General features: G+C 70.8%; 12 protein-coding genes and 1 rRNA gene. 8 read left to right on the top strand and 5 right to left on the bottom strand.

Annotation, left to right across the window (positions count from 1 at the left end; translation table 11 throughout):
* Positions 1 to 126: 126 nt before the first annotated feature.
* Positions 127 to 951 (bottom strand): thioesterase family protein, encoded by an 825-nt coding sequence (locus tag NLX94_RS31715; RefSeq protein ID WP_254386574.1) that lies wholly within the window; start codon positions 949 to 951, stop codon positions 127 to 129.
* A 71-nt stretch (positions 952 to 1,022) separates the two neighbouring features.
* On the bottom strand, positions 1,023 to 1,631 hold the full coding sequence (locus tag NLX94_RS31710) for a LysE family translocator (protein WP_243339416.1): 609 nt from the start codon (positions 1,629 to 1,631) through the stop codon (positions 1,023 to 1,025).
* A gap of 110 nt (positions 1,632 to 1,741) precedes the next feature.
* Between NLX94_RS31710 and NLX94_RS31705 the strand changes: the two genes are divergently transcribed.
* Positions 1,742 to 2,587: a pentapeptide repeat-containing protein gene (locus tag NLX94_RS31705; protein ID WP_254386573.1), complete on the top strand. Its 846-nt coding sequence runs from the start codon at positions 1,742 to 1,744 to the stop codon at positions 2,585 to 2,587.
* A 173-nt stretch (positions 2,588 to 2,760) separates the two neighbouring features.
* Positions 2,761 to 3,048, top strand: coding sequence for a hypothetical protein (locus tag NLX94_RS31700; RefSeq protein WP_254386572.1), 288 nt, complete (start codon positions 2,761 to 2,763; stop codon positions 3,046 to 3,048).
* Between the two features lie 80 nt (positions 3,049 to 3,128).
* Here the strand turns inward: NLX94_RS31700 and NLX94_RS31695 are convergent, their stop codons facing one another.
* Positions 3,129 to 3,431, bottom strand: coding sequence for a hypothetical protein (locus NLX94_RS31695; protein WP_254386571.1), 303 nt, complete (start codon positions 3,429 to 3,431; stop codon positions 3,129 to 3,131).
* 677 nt (positions 3,432 to 4,108) lie between these two features.
* On the opposite strand from NLX94_RS31695, the gene NLX94_RS31690 reads away from it, so the two are divergent.
* The 6 genes from NLX94_RS31690 (at position 4,109) to NLX94_RS31665 (ending at position 11,374) form a co-directional block, all read left to right on the top strand.
* Positions 4,109 to 4,417 (top strand): hypothetical protein, encoded by a 309-nt coding sequence (locus NLX94_RS31690; protein ID WP_031145169.1) that lies wholly within the window; start codon positions 4,109 to 4,111, stop codon positions 4,415 to 4,417.
* 85 nt (positions 4,418 to 4,502) lie between these two features.
* Positions 4,503 to 5,315 carry a hypothetical protein gene (locus NLX94_RS31685; protein ID WP_254386570.1) on the top strand — a complete coding sequence of 271 codons (813 nt, stop codon included), beginning with the start codon at positions 4,503 to 4,505 and terminating at the stop codon, positions 5,313 to 5,315.
* Entirely contained in the window at positions 5,305 to 6,612 is a 1,308-nt protein-coding gene (locus tag NLX94_RS31680; RefSeq protein ID WP_254386569.1) for a hypothetical protein, read from the top strand. The genes NLX94_RS31685 and NLX94_RS31680 overlap by 11 nt, the downstream gene beginning before the upstream one ends.
* Positions 6,609 to 8,171 (top strand): SCO6880 family protein, encoded by a 1,563-nt coding sequence (locus NLX94_RS31675; RefSeq protein WP_254386568.1) that lies wholly within the window; start codon positions 6,609 to 6,611, stop codon positions 8,169 to 8,171. The genes NLX94_RS31680 and NLX94_RS31675 overlap by 4 nt, the downstream gene beginning before the upstream one ends.
* Positions 8,172 to 8,190: 19 nt before the next feature.
* Positions 8,191 to 9,606: an ATP-binding protein gene (locus NLX94_RS31670; protein ID WP_254386567.1), complete on the top strand. Its 1,416-nt coding sequence runs from the start codon at positions 8,191 to 8,193 to the stop codon at positions 9,604 to 9,606.
* 1 nt (position 9,607) lies between these two features.
* Positions 9,608 to 11,374 carry a type VI secretion protein gene (locus NLX94_RS31665; protein WP_254386566.1) on the top strand — a complete coding sequence of 589 codons (1,767 nt, stop codon included), beginning with the start codon at positions 9,608 to 9,610 and terminating at the stop codon, positions 11,372 to 11,374.
* On the opposite strand, the gene NLX94_RS31660 is transcribed toward NLX94_RS31665, so the two are convergent.
* Together NLX94_RS31660 and rrf are read right to left on the bottom strand one after the other, a co-directional pair.
* Positions 11,371 to 11,928: a GNAT family N-acetyltransferase gene (locus NLX94_RS31660; protein ID WP_254386565.1), complete on the bottom strand. Its 558-nt coding sequence runs from the start codon at positions 11,926 to 11,928 to the stop codon at positions 11,371 to 11,373. The genes NLX94_RS31665 and NLX94_RS31660 overlap by 4 nt on opposite strands.
* 115 nt (positions 11,929 to 12,043) lie before the next feature.
* Positions 12,044 to 12,161 (bottom strand): 5S ribosomal RNA (rrf, locus tag NLX94_RS31655).
* Positions 12,162 to 12,279 lie beyond the last annotated feature (118 nt).

The following is a 12,279-nucleotide window of genomic DNA, read 5'->3' as shown; positions in this document are numbered from 1 at the left end:
CGTGTCGAATCATCCCGCCGGGGAAGCGGCACAGGAACCGCCGCGGCCGCGGCACTTGGAGCACAAGCCCCGGCGGACGGATGAACTCGTACGACGATACGAAGTACTTGTCCCGCCGGTGGGCTCCTACCCCCTCGGAGCCACGAACAGGCTCTGCGCGCTCCGCCCGATCGCGCCCTTCTCGTCGTGCAGCCGCGCGTCCGCCAGCCCGATCCCCGCCGCGTCCACGCTCGTACGGGCCTCCACGCACACCCATTCGCCGACCGGATGGCGGTGCAGGTGCACGGTGAGGTCCCCGTTGACGAAGAGGTACCGCCCGAAGTCCACGGCGGCGCTGATGCCGTTGCCCGAGTCCGCCGCGACCAGCACCCGGTCCAGCGGGCGGGGCTCCTCCCCGGCTACGAGCGGCACCCTCATCCGCATCCAGCAGGTCCCGGGACCCAGTTCGACGAACGCGCCCCGCGTGAAGCGGGTCTCCACCGCCGAGTGGTAGCCCTGCTCCCACGGCACCGGGAAGAACGGCGCCGGCCCCACCTCCCCGGGCGGCGGCAGCTCCGGCCCGGACACGACGGACGGTACGGAGTCCTCAGCCACCCGGATCCGCAGAGCCCGCGCCAGCATCACGGGCGCGCCCCCGGCCGGGGCCAGAGCGGCCTCCACCACCTCGGTCCCGCGGCCGGCCCGCAGCACGGCGGTGGTCAGCTCCAGCGGGCCGATCGGCACCGGGCGCAGGATCTCGTACGTGATCCGGGCGATCCGCATGTCGGCCCGCCCGCCCGGCCGTTCCTCGATCGCCCGCCCGAGCAGCGCGGCCGGCGGTCCGGCGTGCTGGGACCCGGGATCCCACGGCCCGCGCGTGTAGCCACTGGCCAGGAACCGCCCCTCGCCGACCCGCTCGTAGAACGCCTCGACCTCGCTGACGCCACCCTCGACACCGCTCCCGACACCCATGGCCGCCACGCTACCGACTGGTAATCCGCAACCACCAGACCCACCCCGGGCCCCGGGCGCAGCCCGAGCCCTCAGCGGGCGAAGCCCAGCCCCACCCCGAGCCCCACCAGGACCGACCCGATGGCCCGGTTCAGCGCCTTCTGCGCCTTCAGCATCCGGTCGCGCAGCCGGGAGTTGGAGAAGAACAGCGCGACCGCCCCGAACCACCCCAGGTGGGCCGCCGACATGAAGAGCCCGTACCCGGCCTGCTGCCACACCGGGGTCCCCGGCCCGACCACCTGCGTGAAGGTGGACACGACGAACAGCGTGGTCTTCGGGTTGAGCACGTTGGTCAGGAAGCCGCTGCGCAGCGCCCCGAACGGCGTCAGCCCGCCCTTCTCCTCCAGGTCCACGGCCACCTCGGCCCGCGCCCGGAAGGTCCGTATCCCGATCCACACCAGGTACGCGGCGCCCGCGAGCTTGATCACCGTGAACAGTTCGGCGGAGGAGGCGATCAGCAGCCCGACCCCGAGCATCGTGTAGGAGACGTGGACCAGCACCCCGGCCGCGACCCCGGCGGCCGCGAACAGGCCGGTGGGCCGCCCGTAGAGGTAGCTGTTGCGCACGACCATGGCGAAATCCGCGCCGGGACTGATGACGGCGAGGAAGGTGATGACGGCTACTGCGATCACTTCGGTCATACGGCGATGCTCCCCGGACCCTCCCACGACGATCAAGGCCTTTCCGCGACCCGGGCCCCTCCCGCACACCCGGCGACCGCCCAACTCCCCCACGGGGAGACAATGGGGACGTGCCCAAGCCTCCGCCTGCCGCCCCCACCGGTCCCGCCGCTCCGCTCCCCCTCCTGAAGGCGGACTGCGCCAACTGCTTCGCGCTCTGCTGCGTCGCCCTCCCCTTCGCCAAGTCCACCGACTTCGCCGTGAACAAGCCCGCCGGCACCCCCTGCAAGAACCTCCGGCAGGACTTCCGCTGCGGCATCCACACCGGGCTGCGCGACAAGGGCTTCCAGGGCTGCACCGTCTTCGACTGCTTCGGCGCCGGCCAGCAGGTCTCCCAGGTCACCTTCGGCGGCCGCGACTGGCGCTCCCACCCCGCCACCGCCGGCCCGATGTTCGCGGTCTTCCCGGTGATGCGGAGCCTGCACGAACTGCTCGCCTACCTCGCCGAGGCCCGTACCCTCCCGGCCGCCCGCCCGCTCCGCACCGAGCTGGACGCCGCCCTGGCCGACACCACCCGGTGGACCGGGGCGAGCCCGCAGGACCTGGCGGAGTTCGACATCACCCCGCTGCGCGAGCGGGTGAACACCCTCCTCCTCCAGGCCAGCGAGCTCGTACGGGCCAAGGTGGCGGGCCGCAAGAAGGACCACCGCGGCGCCGACCTCATGGGCGCCCGCCTCCCCGGCGCGGACCTGCGCGGCGCCAGCCTCCGCGGCGCCTACCTGATCGCCGCCGACCTCCGCGGCGCCGACCTGCGCACGGCCGACCTGATCGGCGCGGACTTCCGGGACACCGACCTGCGCGACGCCGACCTCCGCGATGCCCTCTTCCTCACGCAGCCCCAGCTGAACGCCGCCCGCGGCAACGCCGCGACCCGCATCCCGCCCTCCCTGACCCGCCCCGCGCACTGGCTCCCGTAGAGCCGCCCCCCGGGCCTCCCCCACCACAACGGCGCACACCCGGACACCTGTGCGCCCCTCGCGCATCCACACGCCCCCCACCGGGCGTGACCCTGCGCACTCAACTCCATACGGTGAGCCACGCAACCGGAAGACGATCGTCACCAGGCGATCCCACTGGAGGTTCTCCCCGCATGCGACGACTGACCAAGACCCTCGGCACCCTCGCGGCCGCCGCCACCCTCGTCCTCGGCCTCGGCGGCTCGGCGCACGCATCGTCGGGAGAGCTGGTCATCAACGGCCACACGATCCACGAACCGTCCGGCTGCATCCTGCACAGCGGCCCCGCCGCGGTCTCCAACCACACCGACAACCCCGTCTTCATCACCAGCGGCCGCTGGTGCACCGGACTGGTCGTCGGCATCATCCACCCCGGCGACACCCGCTTCGCCCCGTTCACCTCGAACATCCTCGTCCCGTAGCCCGGACACCCCGCGGGTACCGCGCCCGGCTCGTGCCCCGGGCGCGGCACCGGCGGGGAAGCCGGCCGGGAAGCCGGCCGTCAGGGCCTGACGACCGCCTGCCAGCCGAGCGGGCACGCGAAGCCCGCCGCCGAGTAGTCGCAGAAGATCTCGGACACGTCCCCGCCGGCCGTCAGCACCTTCACGTAGGCCCGCTGACCGGTGAAGGTGATGGTCACCGCGCACGCGTCCCGCGGAAAGCCGGGATTCGCCGGCGTGGTCAGGTCCTTCCAGACGTACCCGCCGACCGTCGTCCCCACCACGGTCCGCCGCCCGATGTACGCCTTCCCCCGGCTCAGCGCGGCACCGAGCTCCTGATTGCCCTGCGCCTTCACCGAGTCCATGTCCACGCACGGCCCGGCCGGCCCCCGGTCCCCCTTGGGCCCGCGCTCCCCCTTGGGCCCCTGCGGACCACGCGGCCCCGCACACCCGCCGCCCCCACTCACGGGCGCCGACCGGTCGTCACCACCCGCCCCGGGGGACACACACGCACCGCTCCCCACGGCGGCCGCCCCCGCCACCGGGGCCGAGACCCCCGTGAGCACCAGCGCCAGCGGCACCGCGAACCCCCCGGCCCACCAGGCCGCCCTGCCGAGAGCACCCATCCGTCACCACTCCTCGCGTCCACATGCCGATCACCGCCGTCCACGTGGAGCATCACCCGCAACGGAAAGCCCTCCCCCCTCACCTGACGGAATGTCGGAAAACATCATCGGTATGGTCGAACGAACCCCCACCGGTTGAGCCAAACGGCGCGCGCCCCTCCGAACCACCAGCACACCGAAACAGCAATCGTTGCCCGGGGTCACCCCTCGTGATACACAGAGTGACCATACGTTCTTTCCCCCACACGCCGCCCGACCCCAGGTCAGGACATACGGACGGCATCCGGGGCGACAGATCGGGTAAAGAGAGCAGTCAAGTCGACATCCCAGGGCGGTTTCATCAGGGAAGATAGAGCGTGACCCCTGCCGTCCGGGCACGGGCTACCGGAACTACCCATACAGGGGCGGTGAGTTACATGATCCTGGCAGCCGAAAAGGGCGACATCACCACCATCATCGGCGGAATCGCCCCGAATTGGGGGCCGTTCGGCAGTCTCGGCAACGAAGCGAAGATCATGATCGAGGTGGTCATGGCCGTCGCGATCCTGCTCTGCCTCGGCATCGCCATCTGGGGCGCGGCCAAGCAGCGCATCGGCGCCACCGCACTGCGCGACACCTTCAGCGCGGAACAGGGCAAGGGCCTCATCGTGGCCGGCCTGACGGGCGTCTTCATCATCGGCTCACTGGGCACCCTCTTCACGATCGTCTACGGAATGGCCGTCTAGCCCGAGCCCTGATGAGGACTCACCACACCGCGCCTGCGCGGATACCAGCGCTACCGTCGTACGACGCGGAGGGGGCGAACACCGAATGAGCACCGACGAGCACTACGGTGGCGGCGAGGTCGGCGGCACCGGCCAGACCCGTACCCGCTTCCCGGAGCCCTCGGACCCGTACGCCCCACCCCGCCGCACCCCCAGAGGCCTGATCACGGTCGTAGGCGTAGTGGTCCTCCTCATCGCAGCCATCGCCTTCGCCAACCAGTCCAACACCCCCAAAGCCCCACCCACAGCGGACAAGGCCCCGGCCACCACCAACCCAACAGCAGCCACGGGCGTGGCCCCGGTCGACGGCAAGGCATCCGGCGTGCCTTCCGGGTTCCCGCAGGATCAGCAGGGTGCCCAGTCCGCAGCGTCGAACTACGCCGTCGTGCTCGGCTCCGACGGGATGTTCAACCCGGCACGCAGGCGCGCCATCGTCAATGCCGTCGCGGACGCCAGCACCAGAACCGCGCTCCAGAGCGGCTTCGATGCAGACTATTCCCCAGGTCTGCTCGCCCAGATCGGGTTGACCAAGGACGGCCTCGCACCCACGGGTTCCACGTTCGTCAGCCGGACCGTGCCGGCCGGCACCAAGGTCACGGCCTTCGCCAACGGGACCGCCTCGGTCGAGGTCTGGTGCATCGGCATGTTCGGATTGACCGGCGAGAAGTCCACCCGCCCAGTAACCAGCGGCTGGTTCACCATCTCCCTGAAACTGACGTGGAACGGGTCCGACTGGAAGGTCCTCGAGACCGCACAGAGGGACGGACCCACTCCCGTCACCGGAGACGACCCGGTGTCCACCTCCGACGAGATCGGCCGCGCCGTCACCGAGTTCGGAGGCTTCACCTATGCCCGGTAGCCACAAGCTGTCGCTCCGCGGCATCGGTGCCACGGCGGCAGCCGTTCAGGCCGCCGTCATCCTTTTCGCCGCCCGCGCGACGGCCGCGCCGTCACCGCCACCGGCCCCGTTGCCGAGCCCGAGCAACTCCTGCGGGCTGATCGCGGGCCCGGCCCGGGAGTACTGCGAACGCGGCTCCACCCTGCCCGCACCCGGTACCGGCATCGCCCCCAGCGACCCCACCGACGCCCTCAACCCCCTCTCCTCCCTCGCAAAGGGCTGCGCCGACGCCGCAGCCTGGATCGTCGGCGAACTCAGCAAAGCAGTCAACGGCACCGCCAACGTCGACTTCACCAACGGCGCCTTCCTCAAGCAGTACGCCATCGTCTTCGCCGCCTCCACCATCCTGACCCTCGTCCTCTGGCTCTTCGCCGTCGCCAAGCGAGCCATCCGCGGAGTCCCCTTCGCCACCGCCATGTCCGAAGCCATCGGCTTCCTCTGGCTCACCGTCCTCGCCTCCGCCTTCACCCCCCTCATCCTCTACACCGTCGTCTCCGCCACCGACGGCGTCACCGAGGTCATCGCCTCCGCCACCGGCAGCCAGACCGACGTCTTCTTCGGCTCCTTCGCCGAGGCCCTCAAGAAGGGCGACGACATCGGCGGCGGCCCGATCATGCTGATCGTCGTCGCCCTCGTCACCGTCCTCGCCGCGGGCATCCTCTGCCTCGAGCTGGTCATCCGCGCCGCGCTCCTCTACGTCGGCGCCCTGCTCGGCACCGTCGTCTACGCCGGCCTCGTCGACCGCAACCTCTGGGGCCACGTCCGCCGCTGGGCGGGCATCATGATCGCGGTCATCCTCGTGAAGCCGGTCATCGTCATCGTCCTCGGCCTCGCCGGAGCCCTGGCCGGCGACAAGGGCCCGAACGCCTTCTCCGCCGTCGTCTCCGGCCTCGCCATCATCCTCCTGGCGATCTTCGCCTCCGCGATGATCTACCGCTTCGTCCCCGGTTTCGGCGACGAGATCGCCTCCGCCCGCACCAACCGCAGCAAGGCCACCGACGGCGCCCAGGCCGCCGCCGTCATCAGCTCCCCCGCCTCCCTCGTCTCCCAGGGCATCAAGACCCACAGCAGCCGGGGCGGCGGCAGCGGCGCGGGCGGCGGCGCCCACCGCGCCGGCGGCGACAACCAGATCTCCGGAGGCATGGCCGCGCACAGCAGCCGAGGCTCCCGCGGAGGAGGCGGCGGGAACGGCCCCGCCGCCGCACCCCCGCCCCGTACGGGCTCCAGCACGAGGAACACAGGAGGTGACGGGCGGTGACGACCCAGTCCCACCAGCTCCACCCGGTCACGCCCCGCCGCACGTATCTGATCGGCCGGGCCCGGCCGAACGCGATCGTCGGCAAGAACCGCGAGACCGGCGAGATCGCCCTGATCATCGTCGGCGCGTTCCTCGGCATGATGAGCGGACTGCTCGTCCCCAGCCTCACCCTGCGCATCGTCTCCCTCGCCGGCTTCCCCCTGATCGCCCTCGCCGCCGTCTACGTCCCCTACCGCGGCCGCACCTTCTACCGCTGGTTCGAGATCAACCGCAGCTACAAGCGCACCCTGCGCCGAGGCACCACGTACCGCTCCGGCGCCATGGAGGCCGGCGTCCGCGCCGCCGACGCCCGCGAGGTGGAGATCGGCCCGCCCCCCGGCATCGGCCGCATCAACTGGCTCGCCGCCCCCTTCGGCCCCGACGAGATCGCCGTCCTCCTGCACGCCGACCGCAGAACCGTCACCGCCGCCATCGAGATCGAGGGCCCCGGCGTCGGCCTGCGCGACAGCGAGGACCAGGAAGCCCTCGTGGACCGCTTCGGCACCCTCCTCAAGCACGTGGCCAACGGCGACGGCTTCGTCACCCGCCTCCAGATGCTCGTACGCACCCTGCCGGCCGACCCGGAGGCCCACGACAAGGACGTGGCCGCCCGCGGCGACACCAACGCCCCCGTCTGGCTGCGCGATTCGTACGACCAGCTCCAGTCGATGGTGTCCACCTCCTCCGAGCAGCACCGCGCGTACCTCGTCGCCTGCATCCACTTCACCCGCGAACTCGCCGCCGAGGCCCACACCATCGCCCGCGCCGCCACCCCGGCCAAGGGACGCAGGGTCGACCGCGACGCCGGTCTCGCCATCGTCATGGCCCGCGAGCTCACCGACATCTGCGCCCGCCTCGCCGAGGCCGACATCCGCGTGCGCCAGCCGCTGGGCCAGGGCCGCCTCGCCTCCCTCGTGCACTCCATGTACGACCCGGACCACCCCATCGACCACATCCAGGCCATGACCAAGCGCAACGCCTGGCCGGCCGAACTGGACGCCGTCGAACCGACCTACCTCCAGGCCAAGACCCGCGAGTCCTCCACCCGCGCCCCCTGGTGCCACGCCACCGCCTGGGTCAAGGAATGGCCGATGACCCCGGTCGGCGTGAACTTCCTCGCCCCGCTCCTCGTCCACACCCCCGACGTCATCCGCACGGTCGCCGTCACCATGGACCTGGAACCCACCGAGATCGCCATCGAGCGCATGCTCACCGAGAAGACGAACGACGAGGCCGATGCCAGCCGCGCCGCCAAGATGAACCGCACCGTCGACCCCCGCGACATCGCCGCGCACGGCCGGCTCGACCAGCGCGGCGAAGACCTCGCGAGCGGCGCCGCCGGCGTCAACCTGGTCGGCTACATCACGGTCTCCTCCCGCTCCCCCGAAGCCCTCGCCCGCGACAAGCGCACCATCCGCGCCTCGGCGGGCAAGTCCTACCTGAAGCTCGAATGGTGCGACCGCGAGCACCACCGCGCCTTCGTCAACACCTTGCCGTTCGCCACCGGCATCCGACGCTAGCTGGAGGGAATGGCCGCCCATGCGAGATCCCATGACCGCCCTGACGGACGCCTTCACCAGCTTCCTGTTCGGCAAGGTCGAAACCACACGCCTGCCCGTCCGCACCTCGACCGGGCAGGCACAGGCCGTCTACCTCCCCACGGCTGCCCCCGGTCTCGGCGACTCCGGCGTCATCATCGGCCGTGAGGTCTACAGCGGCAAGGGCTACATCTACGACCCCTTCCAGCTGTACGGCCAGCAGCTGCCCGCCCCCCACTGGCTGGTCCTGGGCGAATCCGGCAACGGCAAATCAGCCCTGGAGAAGACCTACGTCCTGCGCCAACTCCGGTTCCGCGACCGCCAGGTCGTCGTCCTGGACGCCCAGGGCGAGGACGGCGTCGGCGAATGGAACCTCATCGCCCAGCAGCTGGGAATAACCCCCATCCGCCTGGACCCCATCGCCGCGAACGACGACGGGATCCGCCTCAACCCCCTCGACCCCGCGATCACCGCGACGGGTCAGCTCGCGCTGCTCCGCACCATCATCGAAGTCGCCATGGGCCACGGCCTGGACGAGCGCTCGGGCTTCGCCCTGAAGGTCGCGCACGCATACGTAGTAGAAACGATCACGGACCGCCAACCGGTCCTGATGGACATCGTGGAACAACTGCGCCACCCGGAGCCGGAATCGGCCCTCTCCATGAACGTGGCCATAGACGACGTCCGCGCCTGGGGCCTGGACGTCGCACTCGTCATCGACCGCCTCGTCGACGGCGACCTGCGCGGCATGTTCGACGGCCCGACCACGGTGGGCATCGACCTCGACGCCCCCCTGATCGTCTTCGACCTCTCCCACATCGACCGCAACTCCATCGCCATGCCCATCCTCATGGCGATCGTCGGCGTGTGGCTGGAACACACCTGGATCCGCCCGGACCGCAAGAAGCGCATCTTCCTCGTCGAGGAAGCCTGGCACATCATCAACAGCCCCTTCGTGGCCCAGCTCTTCCAGCGCCTCCTCAAGTTCGGCCGCCGCCTGGGCCTGTCCTTCGTGGCAGTGGTCCACCACCTCTCCGACGTGGTCGACGGCGCAGCGGCCCGCGAAGCAGCAGCCATCCTCAAAATGGCCTCGACCCGCACGATCTACGCCCAGAAGGCGGACGAGGCCCGTGCCACGGGCCGAGTCCTGGGCCTCCCCCGCTGGGCGGTGGAAATCATCCCGACCCTGACCCCCGGCATCGCGGTCTGGGACGTCAACGGCAACGTCCAGGTCGTCAAACACCTGATCACGGAAGCCGAACGCCCCCTGGTCTTCACCGACCGCGCCATGACCGAGTCCTCGGCCCAGCACCGCCTCCCCGACGACCTCCTGGCCGCCGAACTGGAAACAGAGGAACGGGCCCTCCTGATGGAACGCCACCGCAACGCGGGCGGCTCGGCGACCACGGTGGCCTGACATGCCCCAGCACACGGACCACCCGTCCCCCCGCCCCCAGGGCGGCATCCCGGACGGCCTCCTGGTGGCCCTCCTGGCCTTCCTCGTGGGCCTGGCCGCCCTCACCTGGACGTCCACCGGCCTGGCCGCCCTCTTCGCGAAGGGCGCCTGGCCGGCCGAGGTCACCTTCACCCGCACCCCGACCGCGGTCCGCTCCCTGATAGCTCAACCCGACAACATCCCAGCCGCCTGGCCGGCCACACCCCCCGAGGCCCTCTCCAACTGGGGCCTCTTCTGGGGCCTGTTCATCAGCCAGCTCCTGATCCTCCTGGTCCTGACCATCTTCACCGTGGGCACCATCGCCCGCACAAAATCCCGCCACCGCCAACCAAAACCCAACGCACCCCAGACAGCCCAGACAGCCCAGCCGGCCCAGACGGGCCCGATGGGCCTGCCAACCCCACCTCCCCCGACGAGCTACGGGCTCCCATCCCCCTCCACCACGCAGCCCCCTTCGTCCCCACCAACGCCGTCGGCCCCACGGGCAAACCCAACCCCGCCCGCGAACTCCGCCCCGCCGGCCAACTCAGCCCCGCAGCCCTACTCAGCCCCTCCGGCGTTTGAGGAGCGGGGGCCCGGGGGCTGGCCCCCGGCAACGGCCCCGCACCGACCCACGGTCCCCACCCCGACCAGGCCCTCTCACCCGGCAAACCCAGCCCCGCCCTCAAACTCCGCCCCGCCGGCGTTTGAGGCGCAGAGCCCCGGGGGCAGACCCCCCGGCAACGGACCCGCACCCACGGACGACGCGTACCGCTACGGCTTCGGCTACGCCCCACCCAGGGCCACCCCACCCCAAAGCCACCGCATCGCCTACGCCCCACCCGCCGCCCGCCACACCACAGCCTCAGAAGCCATCGCAGCCGCACCCGGCCCAGCCCTGGTGATCACGTCCTCCCCCACCCTCTGGTCGGAGACGAAGGACGCCCGCTCCAAGCTGGGCCCCGTCCTCCTCTACGACCCCTCCCACCTCTGCGACACCCCCGCCCGCCTCCACTGGAGCCCCACAGAAGGCTGCGCGGACCGCGCCACCGCCGCCGCCCGCGCCCTCGCGCTCCTCGCCCCGGTCCGCCCGCAGGCCCGTATGGACTCCGCCCTCGCGGACACCGCGGAAACGCTCCTGCGCTGCTGGCTGCAGGCCGCCGCCCTGGACAACCGCCCCTTCAAGCAACTGCACCGCTGGGCCCAGGGCACCAACGCCCAGGAACCGGTCCGCATCCTCCGCACGCACCCCCAGGCAGCAACCGCCGCCCCCGGCGCGGCCGGCGAACTGGAGAGCGCCCTCACCGCCCACCCGGACCGCCGCGAGCTCGCCCAACACCTCACGGCCCGCGCCCTGACGGCCCTCTCCTCGATCCACATCCGGGAATCCTGCACCCCGAACCGAACCGATTCCCTCGCCCTCGCATCGTTCGTGTCCGAAGGGGGCACCCTCTACGTGGTGGGCGAACCCCTGGAAGACCCCCGGGCCCACCCGGGTGCGATGCCCCTGCTGACCGCACTCGCCTCCAGCGTGGTCGAGCACGGCCGCCGCATGGCCGCACGGTCATCCGACGGTCGGCTCGACCCACCACTGACCCTGGTCCTGGAGGACGTCGCCGCCGTGGCCCCGATCCCCCAACTCCCGCAGCTCCTCCAGGACACAGCGCTCCCCCTCCTCGCCCTGTGCCGCAGCCGCGAACAGGCCCGCTCCCGCTGGCCGGAAGCGGACCTCCCCGTAGCCGCCCGCTAAGCAGGCCGCGGGAACACGTACTCCAGTTCCTTCGCCGACGGATCGGTCGGCATCGGCACGACCTTCCCGCTGGGCACGAACCCGAACCGCCGGTAGAACGCCCCGGCCCGCGCGTTCTCCTCGTGCACGAAGAGCCGTACGCGCGCCAGCGCCGGCTCCTCCAGCCCCCAGGCCCACTCCAGCGCGGCCCGGAACAACGCCTCGGTCAGCCCGGTCCCCCGCTGCTCCGCTCGGACGAACACACCCACAAGATGGGCCTGATCCTGCTCGATCTCCCCGTCGAAGAGGTCGACCGTGCCGACCGCCTCGACGAGCACGCTCACCGTGCCGACCCACACCCCGTCAGGCCCCTCGGCCACGAACTGCCGGACCCCAACTCCCGCAGCGCCCCCGGCAGCCCGCTCCTGCCAGAACTCGTCACTCTTCGCCTCACCCTGCTCAACGGTCTCCAGAAAGGCCACCGGCGCGGCCGGATCCCGCAGAGCCGCGATCCGCAGCTCCTTCACCTTGGCCCACTCGTCGGCCCGTACAGCGCGTATCACGTACTCGTTCATACTCCGGGATCCTAACGAGCCGGCCACCCCGCCTTCATCCGAGTTTCCCCGTAAACGCAGAAAAGCCCCGCACCGAACCCTAAACGGGTTGGTGCGGGGCTTTCCCACAATGATTGTTCGGCGGCGTCCTACTCTCCCACAGGGTCCCCCCTGCAGTACCATCGGCGCTGAAAGGCTTAGCTTCCGGGTTCGGAATGTAAACCGGGCGTTTCCCTAACGCTATGACCACCGAAACACTATGAAGTTAACCAACCGGAATTTACACAGTTCGTTACTTCAGAACTAACACAGTGGACGCGAGCAACTGAGGACAAGCCCTCGGCCTATTAGTACCAGTCAGCTCCACCCGTT

This window comes from Streptomyces sp. TBY4 (genome assembly GCF_024213195.1).
Classification (GTDB): domain Bacteria; phylum Actinomycetota; class Actinomycetes; order Streptomycetales; family Streptomycetaceae; genus Streptomyces.
The sequence above is the reverse complement of the archived record's forward strand: the minus strand, read 5'-3'. Positions and strand labels throughout refer to the sequence as shown.